Origin of the sequence: Paenibacillus sp. F4, from assembly GCF_002894905.1 — a bacterium.
In the GTDB taxonomy this organism is placed as follows: Bacteria; Bacillota; Bacilli; order Paenibacillales; family Paenibacillaceae; genus Paenibacillus; species Paenibacillus polymyxa_B.
The window spans coordinates 58,241-76,792 of the sequence record NZ_POVS01000032.1; the positions used below are offsets into that span (position 1 = coordinate 58,241).

The 18,552-nt window shown below is 43.0% G+C and carries 14 protein-coding genes and 1 riboswitch; of the genes, 8 read left to right on the plus strand and 6 right to left on the minus strand.

All coding sequences use genetic code 11. The features are described from left to right. Positions 1–52: 52 nt before the first annotated feature. The 3 genes from C1T21_RS26345 (at position 53) to C1T21_RS26355 (ending at position 4,734) form a co-directional block, all read left to right on the plus strand. Positions 53–1,285, plus strand: a complete 1,233-nt coding sequence (locus C1T21_RS26345) for an MFS transporter (RefSeq protein ID WP_103050323.1) — start codon at positions 53–55, stop codon at positions 1,283–1,285. Between the two features lie 390 nt (positions 1,286–1,675). Beyond that, positions 1,676–2,809 (plus strand): virulence factor, encoded by a 1,134-nt coding sequence (locus C1T21_RS26350; protein WP_103050324.1) that lies wholly within the window; start codon positions 1,676–1,678, stop codon positions 2,807–2,809. 121 nt (positions 2,810–2,930) lie between these two features. Next, positions 2,931–3,133, plus strand: a riboswitch (Lysine riboswitch). Positions 3,134–3,267: 134 nt separating this feature from the next. Then, positions 3,268–4,734, plus strand: coding sequence for an amino acid permease (locus C1T21_RS26355; RefSeq protein ID WP_103050325.1), 1,467 nt, complete (start codon positions 3,268–3,270; stop codon positions 4,732–4,734). A gap of 118 nt (positions 4,735–4,852) precedes the next feature. On the opposite strand, the gene C1T21_RS26360 is transcribed toward C1T21_RS26355, so the two are convergent. Both C1T21_RS26360 and C1T21_RS26365 read right to left on the minus strand, forming a co-directional pair. Then, positions 4,853–6,229 (minus strand): MFS transporter, encoded by a 1,377-nt coding sequence (locus C1T21_RS26360; protein ID WP_103050326.1) that lies wholly within the window; start codon positions 6,227–6,229, stop codon positions 4,853–4,855. Between the two features lie 48 nt (positions 6,230–6,277). Then, positions 6,278–7,405 carry a transglutaminase domain-containing protein gene (locus tag C1T21_RS26365; protein ID WP_103050327.1) on the minus strand — a complete coding sequence of 376 codons (1,128 nt, stop codon included), beginning with the start codon at positions 7,403–7,405 and terminating at the stop codon, positions 6,278–6,280. 280 nt (positions 7,406–7,685) lie between these two features. Between C1T21_RS26365 and C1T21_RS26370 the strand changes: the two genes are divergently transcribed. From C1T21_RS26370 to C1T21_RS26380, 3 genes are read left to right on the plus strand one after another with little or no spacing between them, the layout of a single operon-like run. Further along, on the plus strand, positions 7,686–7,931 hold the full coding sequence (locus C1T21_RS26370; protein ID WP_016820309.1) for a FeoA family protein: 246 nt from the start codon (positions 7,686–7,688) through the stop codon (positions 7,929–7,931). Next, on the plus strand, positions 7,922–9,931 hold the full coding sequence (feoB, locus tag C1T21_RS26375) for a ferrous iron transport protein B (protein WP_103050328.1): 2,010 nt from the start codon (positions 7,922–7,924) through the stop codon (positions 9,929–9,931). Before C1T21_RS26370 ends, feoB begins: the two co-directional genes overlap by 10 nt. Positions 9,932–9,967: 36 nt before the next feature. Next, a complete protein-coding gene (locus tag C1T21_RS26380; RefSeq protein WP_103050329.1) occupies positions 9,968–10,150 on the plus strand; it encodes a FeoB-associated Cys-rich membrane protein in 183 nt (60 codons plus the stop codon). A gap of 142 nt (positions 10,151–10,292) precedes the next feature. Here the strand turns inward: C1T21_RS26380 and C1T21_RS26385 are convergent, their stop codons facing one another. The 4 genes from C1T21_RS26385 to C1T21_RS26400 are packed head-to-tail and all read right to left on the minus strand — an operon-like array spanning position 10,293 to position 14,681. Next, a complete protein-coding gene (locus tag C1T21_RS26385) occupies positions 10,293–11,009 on the minus strand; it encodes an ABC transporter ATP-binding protein (RefSeq protein ID WP_103050330.1) in 717 nt (238 codons plus the stop codon). Between the two features lie 13 nt (positions 11,010–11,022). Next, positions 11,023–12,276 (minus strand): hypothetical protein, encoded by a 1,254-nt coding sequence (locus C1T21_RS26390; protein WP_103050331.1) that lies wholly within the window; start codon positions 12,274–12,276, stop codon positions 11,023–11,025. Positions 12,277–12,292: 16 nt separating this feature from the next. Continuing rightward, complete coding sequence (locus C1T21_RS26395; protein WP_308411676.1) at positions 12,293–14,455, minus strand: peptidase domain-containing ABC transporter; 2,163 nt, start codon at positions 14,453–14,455, stop codon at positions 12,293–12,295. After that, positions 14,439–14,681 (minus strand): response regulator transcription factor, encoded by a 243-nt coding sequence (locus C1T21_RS26400; protein WP_103050333.1) that lies wholly within the window; start codon positions 14,679–14,681, stop codon positions 14,439–14,441. Before C1T21_RS26400 ends, C1T21_RS26395 begins: the two co-directional genes overlap by 17 nt. Before the next feature lie 235 nt (positions 14,682–14,916). Here C1T21_RS26400 and C1T21_RS26405 point away from each other — a divergent pair, with 235 nt between their 5' ends. Continuing rightward, positions 14,917–15,138, plus strand: coding sequence for a mersacidin family lantibiotic (locus tag C1T21_RS26405; protein WP_103050334.1), 222 nt, complete (start codon positions 14,917–14,919; stop codon positions 15,136–15,138). 109 nt (positions 15,139–15,247) lie between these two features. Continuing rightward, a complete protein-coding gene (locus C1T21_RS26410) occupies positions 15,248–18,469 on the plus strand; it encodes a type 2 lanthipeptide synthetase LanM family protein (protein WP_103050335.1) in 3,222 nt (1,073 codons plus the stop codon). Positions 18,470–18,552: the final 83 nt, after the last annotated feature.

The window sequence follows — 18,552 nt, forward strand, 5'->3', positions numbered from 1 at the left end:
AATTGTGCGTATTAACAAGCTGCTTATTTTATGATTAAGGAGTGTTTAATTAATGAGTAAATTACGAACCCATCATACCGTTATACAGAAAGGAAATGTGGCTCTCCCTTATGCATGGATGACTGTAATCCTATGTTGGTCGGCGGTTGTCGTCATGTCCAGCCTGTATGTGACGATCCCTTTGCTCCCTTTCTTTGCTAAAGTATTTGGAAAAACGCTTGCTGAAGCAGCCCTGCCGGGCAGTATCTTTTCCTTAGGCTTTGCGGCGGGATGTCTTGTTTATGGTGGATTGTCTGACCGCTTTGGACGAAAGCAGGTTATCGTCACCGGACTGCTCGCATTAACGATTATTTCGTTATCCATCAGCTTAACCAGTCAATATTCTGTATTAGTTACACTGCGCTTGCTTCAGGGTTTAGCTGCGGCCACCTTTTCTCCCGTTGCTCTTGCATACGCTGTCGATATGTTCCCGACCGAAAAACGGGTAACGGCTATCGGCTTTATCAGCACCGGTTTTCTAGTAGCAGGTATCGCTGGTCAGGTATTTAGTATTGTCATTAGCGAACAAATGGGGTGGAATACGGTATTTCGGATGCTAGGCATTTTGTATGCAATTACCTTTCTAATCGTCCTTTTTTTCCTACCTAAAACCCCCTCACCTCAACGAGGTGTTCGCATTTGGGCAGCTTTCAGTCAGTTGGGGACCGTTCTGCTCTCGTATCCTTTATGGTTAAGCTACACGGTTGCTTTTGTTCTCCTGATGTCCTTTGTGAGCATGTATACGGTTTTGGGTAGCTATCTTGGCGGCCCTGAATTTGGCCTGAATAGCCAACAGATGCTTTATGTCAGATCCGCTGGTATCATCGGCATGCTCCTTTCACCATTCGCCGGAAAGCTAGCCCAGAAATACGGTGTGCACCTTATATTACGTACAGCCCTTATTCTTTCCATTCTGAGTTTGGCGCTGATGGGAATGACACACTCTCTTATGACTATCGTGGTGTTGAGTGTATGCTTTGTCAGCGGCATTGCCCTGAGTGTTCCTTCACTTATAGCAATCGTCGGCCAGCTCGGCGGTGCAGCGAGGGCTATAGCTGTCTCACTATATACCTTCATCCTGTTTGCCGGTACAAGTCTAGCTCCTGTGCTTTCCATTCGCTTGATGGATAATGGCGGTAATCAGACGACTACATTTATGCTGCTGGCAGCTGTTCTGTCTCTAGGCTTTATCGCCTTCCTGCTCATTCGCAGCCACCAGAACGATCCGCTGAAGCGGAATGCATAGACAGCATCAAACTATAAACCGAACTTAAAAGCTACCTATAGTGCCACTGCGCAGCCGGATGGTACTTCCCATCGCCACCGCCCCCGGATTTCTAGAATAAAGCCTATGATTAGGGTGAAAATCCGGGGACAAAAGCGACCGCTATGCTTGTACAGCACCATTCCGCCTACTCCGTTTTCATGTTAATTTTCCGAGTTCGGCTTATATAGCATCCTGTTTTTATTAAAAAAACCTCCATATTCATCAGACATGTTTACCCGAATTAGTGTGAGATATGTCATTGTGTTTTCCTCGGAAACGTCAACTTCTCTTTGGAGAGATTCGCAGAATGAGTTACAATACAGATAAGATATATATGGAGAACTTTTGAACAGGAGGCTGTACTGAGCTATGAAAATAACATCTATCGAGCCAACTCCCAGTCCGAACACCATGATGCTGCATCTGGATGAGCGACTGGAAGCGGGTATCCGCAGAACATATACACGGGACAATGAGCGTTCCGCTCCCCCATTTATCCGGCGCATGCTAGGCATTGAAGGGGTCAAAAGTGTGTTTCACACGACCGACTTCGTAGCCCTTGACCGCAAAGGGAATGCAGATTGGTCCACCATTCTGGGTCAAGTCCGGGATCGGCTAGGCGAGGAAGGCGCTGACGCCAATTGGGATTTGCCAGAGGAAACCTCTGGAGAAGCATTTGGCGAAGCACAGGTCTTTGTGCAATTTTTTCGCGGCATTCCTATGCAAATCCGAGTCAAGGCGGGGCAGCAGGAGGAACGAATTTCCTTGTCCGACCGCTTTGTGCAGGCCGTTACCCGTGTAGCGAGTGCAACGCTGATCAAGGAACGCAAGCTGAGTGATTACGGCGTCCGCTACGGTGAACTGCCGGACATTGCACGCGAGGTCGAGCAGGAATTGGAGGCAGCCTTTCCACAGGATCGGCTGGAGCAGATTATCCAACAGGCGATTGCCCACGGCGCAAACAACAGCGAATTCGTAGAGGAACGCCGCGAATGGAGCGATGCCGAGCTGGAGAAGGCCCTGCAGCACGAGGATTGGCGCACACGCTACGCTGCGCTGGATCGGCTGGAGCCGACGCCTGAGCATTTGCCGCTTATCCGGCAAGCGCTGCATGACGACAAAATGCAGCTGCGGCGGCTGGGCGTCGTCTATCTGGGCGATATTCGCTCACCGGAGGCGATGGATCTGCTAGCCGAGGCGCTGCGCGATCCTTCGGCGGCAGTACGCCGCACCGCAGGCGACACGTTGTCGGACATCGGCGACCCGGTCGCTACCAGCGCAATGATCGGAGCCCTGTCGGATAGCAGCAAGTTGGTGCGCTGGCGGGCGGCACGTTTTTTATACGAGGTTGGAACCGAGGATGCACGTGATGCGCTGGAGAAGGCTGTCGATGATCCCGAATTCGAGGTTAGTCTGCAGGCTAAAATGGCGCTGGAACGCATCGAATCAGGCGAACAAGCCGCGGGCACAGTTTGGCAGCAGATGGCCAAGCGGAACTCTTAATTTAAGATTCTACGAGTGATTTTCAAAAAATTGTCGATTGTCAGAAGATGTACAGGTACGATATACTGTAGTTCGCTATACAATAAAATATCATGTCATACACCTCATCAACCCTGTTTTATGATGAGGTAGAGGTCGCGGATGTAATCAGTACACCGGAGGAGACGATAAGAGCCGTCTGAGATTCCAGTGGAAAGGTACACCCGCCGAAGTATGCGGAGCTGACTCTTTGTAAATACTCCGAATGCTGGGGCTGCTAACCGAAAGGAGCAGAACTGTCACACGCTGTCCTAACACAGACACGTGTGTTGAGCTATCTTGTTATAGAAGAAGGTATGGTGCGGAATGCATAGACAAAACCGCAGGCGTATTCCCTGCGGTTTTTTGATTTATATACTCCCCCTCCTTCTGGCTCTTGCCCTGACATGAAATACAATTTCATGAAGGAGTGTTTGAACGTGCAACACAAAGCAACACCTGACGCAACCTTGCGTAAAAGTCTCAAAGCCCGCCATATGACGATGATCGCCCTCGGCGGCTCTATCGGTACGGGCCTGTTCCTCGCCAGTGGAGGCGCGGTTGCTGAAGCTGGACCCGGCGGTGCGCTGCTGGCTTATGCAGCAGTTGGCCTCATGGTCTACTTCCTTATGACCAGCCTTGGTGAGTTGGCTACATTTATGCCTGAATCCGGCTCTTTTAACACCTATGCAGGCCGCTTCGTCGATCCGGCTTTCGGTTTCGCCATGGGCTGGAACTTCTGGTACAACTGGGCGGTGACGATTGCTGCCGAATTGGCAGCAGCGACCGTGCTCATCAAATATTGGTTCCCGGAAAGCCACTCTGCCTGGTGGAGTCTGTTATTCCTAGCCGTAATCTTCGCGCTCAACGCGTTGACCGTCAAAGGCTACGGTGAGTCTGAATACTGGTTCGCCATGATTAAAATTGTGACCGTGGTCATCTTTTTGACCGTAGGTGTGCTGATGATCTTCGGCATTATGGGTGGTCCTGCGGTTGGCTTTGCCAACTTCACAGTAGGAGACGCCCCGTTCCATGGCGGATTCTTTGCTGTATTAGGCGTATTCATGGCAGCGGGCTTTTCCTTTCAGGGAACGGAGCTGATTGGGGTAGCCGCTGGAGAGAGCGAAAATCCGCGTGAAAATGTGCCGCGCGCCATCCGTCAAATCTTTTGGCGCATCCTGTTCTTTTATATTCTGGCGATTCTCGTGATTGGATTGATCATTCCGTACACCAATCCAAATTTGCTGCGGGGAGATATCAGTGACATCGGGGTCAGCCCGTTCACGCTCGTATTTGAAAAAGCAGGGCTTGCGATTGCTGCTTCTGTTATGAACGCTGTTATTTTGACCTCTGTATTGTCGGCAGGTAACTCGGGTATGTACGCGGCAACTCGGGTGCTGTACGCTTTGGCACGGGAAGGTAAAGCCCCACGCTTCCTCGGACGTATCAATAGACGTGGCATTCCTATGAACGCGCTGCTGATCACGACTGCTGTCGGTATGCTAGCCTTTCTCGCCTCTCTGTATGGAGACGGTGTAGTCTATAACTGGCTGCTGAATGCTTCTGGAATGTGCGGATTTATTACGTGGGTCGGGATTGCAGTCAGCCATTATCGTTTCCGCCGTGCCTTTACTGCACAGGGCCACAGTCTAAGTGAGCTTCCATACAAAGCACGCTGGTTCCCGTTTGGGCCGTTGTTCGCCTTCGCTCTGTGTATCATTGTCATTATCGGGCAAGGGGCGGATGCCTTCACCGGACAGGATATTGACTGGAAAACGATGATCGCTACGTATATGAGTGTGCCGCTGTTCCTTCTGCTGTGGCTCGGCTACAAATGGATCAAACGTACTAAAATCGTTCCGTTAAAAGAATGTGATTTGAGTCCAGATGCTTCTTCGGATAAATAATAGAAAACAGTAAAAAAAGCCCGTCTCCACATCTCAGGGAAAAAACGCTGGTAAACCTGGTCCAAGACCGTTTATCCGCATTTTCACCTGTATATGCCCGGAGACGGGCTTTTTCTGTTTATTTGGAGGAAGGTTCCAATGAAGCTGACAAAGACATGGATAAGGCACGACGACTAAAAATACCGTATATAACAGCAATCAGCGTCAGCACTGCAGAAAATAAGTACAAATTAACGATGCCCAGATGATCTGCAATCCAGCCCATTAACAGAAGCGAAATACAAAAGGTCAAACTAGTCAGTGTGGCCTGGGCAGACAGCACCTTGGGCAAATCATGTACAGACACACTCATTTGCATCATCGTGCGGCGGGATACGACGGACATTTCCGCAGGTAGTCCCATCAACAACACGATGAGCAGCGTCAGCGGCGGTAATGTGTTCAGTGCATACCATGCTGTCAGCAGCCCGTAGCCTGCCATCCCCGCCAACATGGCGGGCAGCAGTCTGCGCTGCAAATGCTTGACGCAGGCGAGGACAACGATGCCACCGCCAATCGCTCCTGCAAAATACGCTGCATTGATGTATCCCCACCATGCCTCGCTCTTGTGCAAAACCTGCTGAGCGAAAGCAAGCGTGAACGCGCCTACCCAAACCGAACCCCCTAGAAGATCAATCATATCCATAAAAATAAGAGCTTTCAGTCTGCGACTGGCTCCGATGAGGCTCCAGCCTTCACGCAGTATCTCCTTTTTACGTTTGGGAGGTAGTGCGGGGCTCTCTGATTCCGGGCCATACAGTGTATCTTCCAACTGTGCGGGAGGCAAGTCATGGTGCCCTTGCCCGGGCTCAGTACCAGTTTCGGAAACCGAAACATCTCCACCTCGCACCCTTGTTCCAGGTTGCAGCAAATAATGGGCTTTGCCCTCTAGTGGATCTCGAACCAGGCTGGTGAAGATCATTGCTACCATATACAGCCCGCCAGCCACCAGCAGTGTTTTTTCCGAGCCTAGCATGGCTACGAGCACACCACTAAGCCCCCACCCCGCTAATTGCACCGTCTGATCGCTGACCGATACCAGACTGTTTGCCCGCATGAGTCCTTCCCCGGACGCAAGGCGGGGAATCAGCGCATTACGCGCAGGCGTGGTCCATCCGTCCAGAAAGGACATGGCTGCCACCAACGTAAACACAATCACCCATATCGGCTCCGTGCCCGCTGACCACAAGTGGCCCAGCAGAACAGCGAAGAAAGCCAGTTGTCCGAACTGGGAAACGAATAAAATAAAAGGAAGCTGGAATCGGGCCAAAATGAGCGGTGCTAAAAAGCCGCTGATCATCTGTGCTCCCATTCGCAGCAACGGAACGAGCACCGAAGAGAAGATGGAGTCCGTTTCATGAAAAACCAGAGACACAAGTGCCATAATGTAAAGAATGTCGGCCGCATTAGACATGGTCTGCGTGCCAAGCAAATAGGTAAAGGAACGCTTGTGCATATAAATAAAATACTCCTTTGTTAATGTAGCTTTTTTACAGCAAGATGATTAGGTCCATTTCAGGGTTACACGAAGATTGCCGGTACTTCCTAGATCCGTAATCTGATAGGAAATGGATTTCAAACCGAGTTGATATAAGGATTGTAAATCCTCCTTGAGGCTTCGCTCCGTTCCCTGATAGGCAAAGGTAAGTGTCGTCCCTCCCTTATTTACAATCTTACGTACCTGTTCCTTAATGTCGGCGGATGATTTAACCAGACCCTTGCCGTCTTGCAGCGGATATTCGAGGGTATCGTACAGTTTTTGATACACAGCAGCCTTTGATCCTCCGGCAGCTACTAGTGCTGATAAGGTTTCCCGATACGATGTATTCGCCTGAGGATACGGCTTAACCCATGAGTGATCCCGCCGCATTTCGGTATCCGTTAGCAGATAATATGAAGTGCTTACCTCGTTCGCGCGATCCGGGGTTGGATCATCCCATGTCGTATCCATGTGATACCATCGACCATCTAATAAAACCAGATTCCATGCATGCAGCTGGCCCCCTGCTCTTCCTTCCACAATCCGGTTCGTAATGCCTGCACGTTCCAGCATTTTATAGGCCAGCAGTGAATAACCCTGACAGACCGTGCTTCCCGTTTTCAGGCCATCATAGGCTGTGTACTTTTGCTGTGTTTCATCATACTTCAGGCGAACGACGATCCAATCATGAATGGCCTTTACCTTCTCATGATCCGTCATTCCCTTCGTAATAATATCCCCCAGCACCGCTTTAACTGTGCTATCCACATATGCTGTCTGTTCCTTCGTCTCCCGGTAGCTTAAACGAATCGTAACCTGAGCGGAGGTCGTTGTGCCTGTATAGCTGAATGCATAGCTTTTGATCGTATAATTCACATACGGATCGCTCTCCATGGCCTGTTGGATGGCCGTCTGTAATTGCTGCTTGAGACCGTTCACTCGCCCTTGATATGTAAAGGTCAGCGTTTCACTCCGCGTAGCCATTGCCTGTAAAAGCTTGTTCTGAAGCTGCTGCGATGATACGGATGCAGCCGGCTTGGTCGACGCCGCATACACATTGCTGCCCCACTCTACAGCCTGCGGCAGCAACACAGCCAGCGCTGCACCCGCAACCAGACATTTTACAAGCCTAACCCCGATTTTTCTGTTCATACAGAGCGTTCCTGCCCTTCTTAACATAGTTGTAAACAGCTATATCTTACCATAAAAACAGTTGCTCCAAACGCTCTAGTTTTGTCGGTTGCAGACGAGTAAGGGCGCAGTTCAAGACAGGTTGTGACATCATATTCGGCTAGATAACAGATGGGACAACGAGCAGTTTTGTCGTTCGTAGAGAGTTTTATCACAGCAATCTAGGTTTCCTCATGATATGGTACTGGCATCGGAAGTAAATGATATTGATTCTCATTCTAGATCAGAAAGGCTGAGCACCATGCCAGAATGTATCTCACTCCTTCGTACACCACTGGGTCAGACTGTGCGTTTGCAATCTCTCGCCCCTCTTCATCCCTCATTGCGCCGCCGTTTAACAGACATGGGCATTAACGAAGGTTCCATCATACGGTTAAAAAAAATCAGTTTATTGGGCGGTCCTATTGTCATTGAATGCAACGGCCAACTGGTCGGCCTTCGCCAAAATCAGGTGAAGCAACTGGAGGTTGTTCCAACATGGACATGATCGCTCTATTCGGTAATCCCAACACAGGAAAAACCTCATTATTCAACAAGCTGACTCGTACGTATGCAGAAGTAGGAAACTGGTCCGGCGTCACAGTGGAAAAGAAAACAGGAATCCTGCGTGACAAGTCTGCCGTATTGGTGGATTTGCCGGGCGCCTACTCTTTGCTCCCTCTTTCGCTGGATGAAGGTGTCGCAACTCGATATTTGCTGGAAGAACCTCCTACGGCCCTGATCAACATTGTGGATGCCTCCCAGCTCCAGCGTAATCTCTATCTGACCGTACAACTACTGGAGTATGGCCGTCCGCTTGTACTAGGCTTAAACATGACTGACGTAGCTGATGCCACGGGTCTTCGTGTAAACAAGGAATTGTTAGCTGATCAATTGAACGTTCCCATCATTCCTATGGTGGCGCGTACAGGCAGTGGAAGTAAGCAAATGCTCGCTTCTCTTCGGGAGGTAAGACGTACATCCAATGCTTTTCAACTGGACTACGGCCCTGCCGTTGAAGCTGCTATTACCGATATTTGCAATTTGCTGCCGAATGCATCTGTACCGCAACTGCGGTGGGCCGCACTGCAATGTCTGGAAGGCAATCCTGTCGTCATGGAATGGATGACGAATGAGGTACAGCGTGAACAAGTAACTGCACGCATCCACCGTTGCGAGGAAGAACTTCTCGCTGAAGGCCATGCCATCACCCCTGCTCAGCATATTCGTTCTGTACGAACAGCATGGATTGCTGATCTGTGCACCAAGGCACTCGACACCTCCAAGCTCAGACCACACAGCCTGACGGATAGGCTGGATGCACTATTAACTCACCGGTATCTGGGGATTCCGATCTTTTTGCTGCTGATGTACGCTACCTTCAAGTTCACCTTCGATTGGGCGGGTACGATCCTTTCAGATATGCTGGATGGATTTTTTTCAGGGACACTCAGCACTTGGATTTCTGAGTTACTCGTTCACTTGAATGCGTCCGCTTTTACGCAAAGTCTAGTCGTGGATGGCATCGTGGCTGGAGTCGGGGGTGTGCTTGTTTTTCTGCCTCAAATTGCTATTTTATTTCTGATAATTTCAGTGATCGAAGACTCTGGTTATATGGCACGGGTCACGATACTCATGGATCGCCTGATGCAAGCCGTAGGCTTGAACGGGAAAAGCTTCATTCCCTTCATCATCGGATTTGGCTGCAATGTCCCTGCGATTATGGCGGCACGCACCATTGAACAGCCCAGAGAACGTCTCATTACAACATTGTTGGTACCCTTTATGTCGTGTTCTGCCCGTTTGCCGGTATATGCGTTGTTTGCGGGTGTGTTTTTCCCAACACATGCGGCAAGCATCATCATGCTGATGTATGTGTTAGGAATCGTCGTTTCGCTTATACTTGCCAAAATTTTTTCCAAAGTATCCATTTTGTCGGGTGAGCCCTCTCTCTTCATTGTGGAACTTCCTCCCTATCGAGTGCCGCAGGCTCTTACTCTATTCCGCAGCACATGGGAGAAGGTCAAAGGCTTCGTCCGTAAAGCCGGAACCATTATTCTTGCAGGTTCCGTTGGCATCTGGCTCTTGTCCAATTTCGGTCCGCAGGGCTTCGGGGCAGAAATGAATGACAGCCTGCTTGCCACCGTTGGGGGTTGGTTCGCTCCATTACTGGCCCCTCTCGGTTTTGGCACCTGGCAAGCAGGGGCTTCCCTGCTCACAGGCTTTATGGCCAAGGAAGTTGTCGTATCAACGATGAATATTATTTACCACGTTCCTGATATGCAGGGACTTGAACTACAAGTCAGACAGGCCTTTACACCGCTTGCCTCTTTTAGCTTTATGGTGTTCATTCTGTTGTATGTTCCGTGTCTGGCTACGGTAGCGGTCATTCGTAAAGAAACCCTTTCGTGGCGTTGGACCGCATTTTCTGTGATCTATCCTTTGACCGTCGCATATATCATCGCCGTTTTGATCTATCAATGTGGCAGATTATTAGGTTGGGGTTAAGTCAGGCCCTATAGTAAATAAAAGGAAGTGAATTCCATGATCAATATCATCATTTTATTGGCGATCCTCGGTTATAGTGCATGGGTGCTGGTACGATTTTTGCGAAAAAGCCGTCAAGGCGCCTGTGCGGGGTGTTCGTCGAGCAAGTCATGTCCTGGCTGTGCCGGGAGTTCTATGAATGAAGATACCAGAAAAACTACAGCTGCTCACAAAGGTTAACCATAGCATCCCACAATGGATGATGGATAGTAAGAAAAAAACTTGGTGACTGCTCTCCAAATACATTAAAGGAGAACAGTCACCAAGTTTTTTATGTGTCACTCTATTCCTTGACAACCTTCTAATCAGGAGCATTTATAAGCTAATCATGTTGATGTGTTATATATAGGGTTTCGAGGTCAATTGTAGATCTTCCTGTATATGTTATCCGACCGTTTCGAAGAATGGCAACCTGATCTGCTAATTTCTCAGCCAACCCAATTATATGAGTAGATAACAAAATGACTCTGCCTTCTGTGAGATACTCCTGTAATGTACTTCTAACAATCATCACTTGATCAGGGTCTAATCCGTTCGTCGGTTCATCTAATATAAGAATTGTAGGTTCATGCAAGAGCGTTGAGGCTAATGCAACCCTCTTTTTAGTTCCTTGAGATAACTCTTCCATTTTTATATTTTGATAATCTTCTAATTTGAATCTCTCCAGCCATTTAGCGATACGTATTTCGAGCTGGTTCTTCGGTACCTGTCGTAATCCCCCAATAAGCCGCATCATTTCTAATACAGAAAGTGCGGGATAATAAAAGGGGAATTCTTGTAGATAGCCTACCATTGATTTATAGTTTTGATTTTCAAAATCGATAATGGTTTGATTGAATTGAATTGTACCTTTTTGTACCTGATGAAGACCAGCAATTAAACTTAATAAGGTTGATTTCCCCGCTCCATTGGGACCGAGTAACACAGTAATTTGGTGGTCTGAAACATTCCAATTTATTTCATGTAGAATTTCTTTAGAGCCATAACCGAAAGAAACTTGATCCAGTTGTAAAAATGGTGATTTATTTTCTTGGGTCATCGTTGACTCACTCCTAAGATACTTTTCTATAAAAAAAGATGAATCTTATATAGATCATAATAGATATAACTGCGAATAATACTTTATGAAATTGATGAAGATACAATAGTAATAGCATGCTCATTGCAATGACCCAGTTCCCGAAAAACTTGATTCGGTAATTTCCTAAATAATCAATGGATATAAATTTGTAACCCAAAGGCATACCAAAACTAATTAAAGTAATTGAAAGGAATACATTCCATATAATTTGGATTAATAAACTCATCGGACTAATATGTAAATAAATTCCCCAAACCCACTGATGCATAGAAATAATTCCTATGGTTACAACACATAAAATCAACCATTTGGTGCGCAGCATCTTCTTCCAAGCGAATAACGTTGCTTTATATATTAGCAATCCTTTTTCCTCTATGATAAGACTCTTGACAGCCCAAATATCAACAGCAAACCATGATAATACCGCGCTACTGATTGGAAGAATAAGCGGACTTTCTCTAATGATATAATAGTTCAAAACTTCAATTCCCAAAGCTAAAATAAAAAAAGAAAACAGGTTGCCTCGTCTAATGATGAATAACAATTCTTTTTTTAGGAGTGGACTTTGAGATAGCCATCCGCGTCGGTTCAAATTTTTTTTTGGACCATGATACTGTAAAAAAACAGACCAAGAACGTTGTGCAAAATAGAGAGCTATATATCCCATGCTTATGCATAACAAAAGCCAAGTCAAAATACGTACCGAAAGAGACATTGGCAATATAAAATAGATTACATTCAGTGATAGAAAAAAAAAGCTTATTGCATAGCCATAGAATTTTCTGAATAACATTATATATCCAAATATCTCGGCAAAAAGTACACCTATGATCAATCCTGAAACCATATTATAAATATGATTGTTATGAACACCCCATAAGATCTGACCAACTACCATCCATAAAAGTAATATTAGAAAAGGGACTTTTTTTATCATAGTATATTGGGTTAGAAACAAATTCCCCTTTCCTATAGACCACAAAAAACGTATTTCCTCTATTTTTGAAGTGGATATACTTATACCAATATGAATCAAAAAACCACTGATTCCATATATGATAGCCCACATCATTGCTTTAAAACCCAAGCTGTTTAATCTCAAGGTAACATTAGCTAATCCATTGGGTATTAGAATTAATAAAAGAATGAATAAAGCGGCATCCATTTTAGTTAGTTTCCTGAGTTGATTCAAATACAATATTTCACATAACTTTATACTTGTCATTTTCCTCGTCTCCAAGTCACAAAACTGATTCAAACTGAAAATCAGTTTTCTGAGAATTATATAAATTGAAATATTGACCTTTTAAATCAATTAATTCCTGATGATTACCTTGTTCTATTATTTCCCCTTGATCAAGCACAATTATTCTATCAGCTCGTTGGATTGTACTAAGACGATGAGCAATAATGATTTGTGTACAATGTCTTTCTTGTAAGAAACCTGTTATCAATTGCTCTGAAACACTATCAAGTGAACTTGTTGCCTCATCTAAAAGAAGAATTTGAGGTTCTGCCAAAAAAGCACGCGCCAATAAAATACGTTGCCGTTGTCCCCCTGAAAAGTTTAATCCGTTCTCGGAAACAACAGTTTGATAGCCTAAAGGGAGACTCATAATAAAACGATGAATATCGGCTTGCTTTGCTGCCTGAACTACCATATCTATGGTACAATCTCCATTATCCATGCCGATGTTATCCAATATAGAAACATTGAATAATTTTGTTTCTTGTAAAATAACCCCTATTTTTTGACGAAGCTCGCTCAAATGCCATTGATTCAGCGGGATATTATCGATGCTGACTTCTCCCAATGAAGCCTTATAGAGTCCTAATATTAACTTCGCCAAAGTGCTCTTACCTGAACCTGAAGCACCAACAATTGCAACCTTTTCACCTGGCAGTATTTCAAGATTAATATCTTTTAAAACGTATTTTCCAAATCGATAATAATTAAAGGAAACATCCTTAAACTTAATATATCCTCTAAAAGTATGGTTCGGTTTTTGGGTACCTGAAGGCTCCTCTACATTCTCAATAACATCTTGAATTCGTTGAATATATGAGCCCACAGTGACGAGTTCACTAAGAGTCGATCCTAAGGAAGCAATCGGTACCATAAAAGCAGTTGACAACGTTTGTAAGCCAAGGAGCCCCCCTAAAGTTATCCATCCTTCAAACACATAATGAAATCCTATCCATAGAATCAGGAGGGGAAAAACAAACTGGATGCTAACTGTCATAGAATCAAGTGATACATTCCAAATGACACGTTTTTCCGTAGTGGCAAGTTGTTTTTTAAAAAGTTCCTCCCACTTATTAAATACTCTATTCTCGAACCCTAAAACTTTTACATCTGTAATTCCATGTATATGTTCTGATAAAAAACCATGCATCTCAGCCTGGCTCGAAATCTCCTTTCTAGATAAACGGTGAGTAATAAATGAACTTAAAACTATAATAAGTAACATTAGAAAGCCTACAATTGTAACTATTAATCCAATTTGCCATAGTTGATTAATCATTAAGATTGCATAAGTTATAAGTAAAAGCCCATCAATAAAAATAGTTATAACTCGATTAGATAATACCCTTCTAATTGTTACATTGGAGTTAGCTCTAAATACCAATTCTCCTCCTTTTCGATTTTCAAAGAAATCAAAAGGAAGTTTAAAAAGCTTGTCTATGAATTGTGTCATCATAGATGTATCCATTTGGGATTGCAACTTGGCAATCAAGTAACCTCTTAAAAATTGGAATAACTGTGAGAACACAAATATAGTAAAAATCGCTCCCCCCAACGTGATCAGGAAAGAATAATTTTTAGATTCTAATAAGTTGTCAACAGTAAATTGGGTGATTTTAGGTATTGAAATACCTAATCCTTGAAGAAGTATTGAGACCAAAAATACAGAAATAAGAAGTTTTCTGCTCTTAAAAGCTAATTTGATATAGAACGTCCATTTTGGTATCTTTCTTTTATTACGAAAATCCTTTACCGGGATTAATGAAAGTGCAAAACCCGAATATTTCTCTGTGAATTCTTGAAGGGAAAGAATTAGTCTTCCAAAAGCTGGATCAAGGATTATTGCTTTTTTCTTTTTTATTTTCTCAAGAACCACAAAATGCTGATTATCCCATAACAAAATTAAAGGAGCGGTTAGCTCATTTAATTGAGATGCCTTTGCCCGATATCCTCGTGATGTTAAATGATATGTACTCCCTATTTCTTGAAGTTGTTGCATAGACATACCTGCGCGCACTGCACCAACCTGATTTCTTAATTCTGTTAAAGAAATATTATGTCCAAAAAAACCCAAAATCATAGCCAAACAAGCTAATCCACATTCACTATGTTCCATCTGTTCAATAAAAGGTACTTTCTTATTAAACTTCAGAGGAATGCACCTCCATACCTTCCGTCAAAAAAACTAAACCATAATGATAAGCAAATATGCCAATCTCAACTCTTGTTTTTATATTCCATTTCTCTTTAATTGAAGCCACAATTTCGGCAGTACGTCTCATACTAATAGATAAATCCTGGGAGATTTCGCTGTCTTTGTATCCTTGAGCTATACAAATTGCAACTTTTTGTTCTTTTGGAGATAAATTTTGATTTTCTCTCAATTTTTACTCCCCCTAAGTCTTTTGCAAATATTTTTTCATAATTAAGGAAAAATTTCAATACTTACTTAATAAATATATTTGTAAAACTTGAAAAAATATATTAAAATAAAATATTTTTTTAATTCTTTTAGATATTTACATTAAAATGCATTTTTATGAAGTGCAAATTAAAAAAAAATATGTTTATCATTAAGTTTGTCTTATATCACTACATTCCTGAGAGGAGTAAAGAATAATGACAAAACAAGAAATGATCCAAGCATGGAAAAATCCAAAGCTTCGTGTAGCTGGAGAAGGTATTGATCATCCTGCAGGTGACGCTTTGGTCGAGTTGAGCGCTGATGAGCTTGCTCGTGTACATGGCGGTTTAGGAGTGCAACCAGATTCTACTCCAACTATTACTGTTACTGTTATTGGTGTCACAGTACTAGTTTGCTTTCCAGGGCATGCTGGATAAAATAAGTGGATGCCACTTAGGAATACGCCTTAATTGGCGTATTCCTAAGTATTTTATTTCTTAAAAAAATTGAGTTTTTTAACTTCACATAAACGAGGACGGGGTATTTATGAAAGAGCAGATCATGCGTGCTCTCTTTTTACATGAACGTAAGAACCTTGTTGATCAAGCCTTTCAAGGTTTTAATTATAAAAATTGGAGACAAGATAAAGAAAAGACAATAGAACTAATAGACGAATGGTTTAAGTTTGCTCTAATTAGTACAGAATCCAAAAAGGAAGCTCGGTTTAAAGCTTCAAGTATGAATGAAGAGATATTTGGAGCCTTGATTCAATCTACCGAAAATCTTAAATGGGATGAGAACTATTTAGCGATAATCAAAGAGTATCAAGCAGATTGGTTTCGAGTTTTGGAAGAAGCTCTAAAAATGAATGAAAATCACCCAGTTTTACAAAATGAGTCTCGAACGATGAATGTTCTTATTCGTCCATTTATAATTTGGGCGAGAAATCAATTAAAACAGCACTTATCAAAAATTGATAATGCCCAGGATTTTATTTTACATGAGAATACGATAAATTCGGTCTTGCATACATTGTCTTTTCAATTAACCCAAATCGCAGGTCGGTCATTTGTTTTAGAGCTAAATATAGCTAAAACTTTGGAAGAGTTAGAAGGGCAAACACCGGAGGAACGATTTATCTCCTTCATTGAAAAAAAATTTGTAGGACATAAACAACTTGTATCATTTTTTTCTGAGTATGCAGTTATTGCCCGCACTTTGGCTGAAAGAACTATGCTTTTTGTAAATGTAATAAAAGAGACGTTAGACCGTTATCTCTTAAACAGATCTATGATTATCGATATATTTTCTTTACATTCATCAGAACTCATACGTATCGATGCTGGTTTCGGTGATTCTCATCAGCAAGGTCGCACAGTAATGCGGTTATATCTTGCAAACGGGCAATCGTTTATGTATAAACCAAAGCCATTAGATATCTCACTCCATTTTCAAGCATTAATTCAATGGTTTAATGATAAAGGTTTTTCTCCTTTTCTCCAAAGAAACTCTGTTATCGCACTAGAAGGTTATGGTTATGAAAAATTTATCGAAGCAAAGCCTTGCAAAACTGAAGAAGAAATCCAATGTTTTTATACACGTTTAGGAGCGCTTTTAGCCATTATATATTTACTGGATGGGACCGATTTTCATTATGAAAATTTAATTGCTTTCGGGGAGCATCCAATGCTGATTGATTTGGAAACCCTCTTTCACAACCAGGTATATCATAATGTCCCCGATTCCGCAGATATAGAAGCTCAGTTTAGGATTCGTAATTCTCCATTAGGCACTTCACTCCTTCCTATCTTGTTTCATCAAGATGATAAAGGATTTGGAATTGAATTAAGCGGTGTAAATGGAGAAAAGCAAATGACACCTTACCCGGTTTTGAGTTTAGTAGATGTAAATACTGATAATATGAGATACATTAGGAAATCTCAGGCCACTTCAACGGGTAACAATCGCCCTTCATTAGAGGGAGAATTAAAAAATGCAGGTGACTATACTACCGAAATTGTAAATGGTTTCCAATTATTATGTTCCATGCTTCTCCAATACAGAATGGATTTGTTAGCCCCAACAAGTCCTCTCTTTACTTTTAAGGATGCGCCAGTGCGTATCGTATTACGTTCAACACAATTTTATACAAATTTTCTTCTCGAATCTCGTCACCCTGATTATGGTCGCGATGCTCTAAATCAAGAGAATTTACTTGATCGGATTTGGTTTTCATGGTTGGATGATCGAATTATTTCTTCAGAACTACAAGATTTACGAGTAGGAGATATTCCGTATTTTACCAGTAAACCTAGTTCTCTTGACCTTTGGGATAGCTATGGCAAATGTATAAAAGATGTGTTTACCCGAACAAGCATGTCAATAGTAGAAGATCGACTGAAATCTTTAACTACTGACAGTATTTCTTTATATAGCGATTGGATTTCTTCTTCCATAGCAGGTTCATCATTAGGAAAACATGTACATAAAGTGCATGATCCCTCTCCAAATGAAAAAGTAATGATTAACGGTTACAGTCCAAAACCATTACACTCTGAAAAATTCCTTGAGACAGCAAGAATCCTTGGCGATGAGTTAATTAAAAAATCTGTTTTTAGTCCAAGCAAAAAGTATGTAACTTGGATTGGAATGAACTTAAATTATCGTGGACAGCTTTATTTGTCCGCCTTAAGCCCTGGATTATATGATGGTACAGCAGGCATTGCATTATTTCTGGCTTATCTCGGAAAAATCTCAGAAGATGAAAAATATACTAGTGTAGCTCTCGCTGCATTAGAAACAGCACTAAGTAAAATACCTGTACACTTAAAGTTCCCATCTGCCTTCTATGGTCAAGCTTCTCTCTTATATATTCTGTCTCATTTTGAGAACCTATTAGGTTTTAACGATGCTTGGAGCAAGCGAAAATCGGACATTATAAATAATTTGGATGATAGCGTAGAAGAGGATGCTTTCTTTGATCTCTTAGGAGGATCGGCAGGTGTTATTCACGTTCTTTTAAATGAATATAACCATACAAAATCGGCAAAGACTCTAGAAGTAGCAATTAAATACGGAGAGCATTTGTTAAAACACGGAATAAATAATAACGGAGTGATTTCATGGATATCTAATGTATCTCCAACCCCCTATGTAGGCTTTGGCCACGGTAGCATTGGTATTGCTTCAGCCTTGTTTCGTCTTGCAGCAGTTACTAAAAAAGATTGCTACTATGCTACTGCCGAGAAAGCATTGGCTCACTTAACAGAAGCCTATTCTCCAGACTATTTTAACTGGATTGATCATGGTAATAAGGAGAATCATGATCTTGCTAATTGGTGTCATGGGGCCAGTGGAATTGGCATAGGACTAACCTTATGTATACCTTATTTAAAGTCCAGTCTAGTACCTGGTATCGTTCATAATATCGAAAGAGCAGTTAATACAACTTTAAAATATGGATTCAATAAGAGCCATTGTATTTGTCATGGAAGCCTCGGAAATATTGAATTATTAATTTTAGCCGGACAAGCTCTTAACCGTCCGGAGTGGGTTACGGAAGCAAAGAAACAGGGTAACAATGCGTTAAATTATTATTTCGAGCATGGTAAATTTAAGACCGGTCTGCCCACTGCGTTAGATTCCCAAGGGCTGTGGCTAGGTTTGTCTGGAATAGGGTATCAACTCATGCGTCTTTACTCCTTAAATTCCCTACCAAGTATCCTCTCACTACAAGAGCCACTTCAAAAGGAGTCCTCTTGCATTTAGCATCCTTAGAATCCAAAAGCCACAATAAAGGTTATCCCTAATGAGGACACCTTAATTGTGGCTTTTGATAACGTAAAAAGTGA

Coding starts and splice junctions, on each gene's coding strand:
- C1T21_RS26345 (WP_103050323.1), top strand. CDS start 53: ATGAGTAAATTACGAACCCATCATACCGTTATACAGAAAGGAAATGTG.
- C1T21_RS26360 (WP_103050326.1), bottom strand. CDS start 6,229: ATGCACAAGCGTTCCTTTACCTATTTGCTTGGCACGCAGACCATGTCT.
- feoB (WP_103050328.1), top strand. CDS start 7,922: ATGGACATGATCGCTCTATTCGGTAATCCCAACACAGGAAAAACCTCA.
- C1T21_RS26390 (WP_103050331.1), bottom strand. CDS start 12,276: ATGACAAGTATAAAGTTATGTGAAATATTGTATTTGAATCAACTCAGG.
- C1T21_RS26385 (WP_103050330.1), bottom strand. CDS start 11,009: ATGACCCAAGAAAATAAATCACCATTTTTACAACTGGATCAAGTTTCT.
- C1T21_RS26380 (WP_103050329.1), top strand. CDS start 9,968: ATGATCAATATCATCATTTTATTGGCGATCCTCGGTTATAGTGCATGG.
- C1T21_RS26405 (WP_103050334.1), top strand. CDS start 14,917: ATGACAAAACAAGAAATGATCCAAGCATGGAAAAATCCAAAGCTTCGT.
- C1T21_RS26365 (WP_103050327.1), bottom strand. CDS start 7,405: ATGAACAGAAAAATCGGGGTTAGGCTTGTAAAATGTCTGGTTGCGGGT.
- C1T21_RS26410 (WP_103050335.1), top strand. CDS start 15,248: ATGAAAGAGCAGATCATGCGTGCTCTCTTTTTACATGAACGTAAGAAC.
- C1T21_RS26350 (WP_103050324.1), top strand. CDS start 1,676: ATGAAAATAACATCTATCGAGCCAACTCCCAGTCCGAACACCATGATG.
- C1T21_RS26370 (WP_016820309.1), top strand. CDS start 7,686: ATGCCAGAATGTATCTCACTCCTTCGTACACCACTGGGTCAGACTGTG.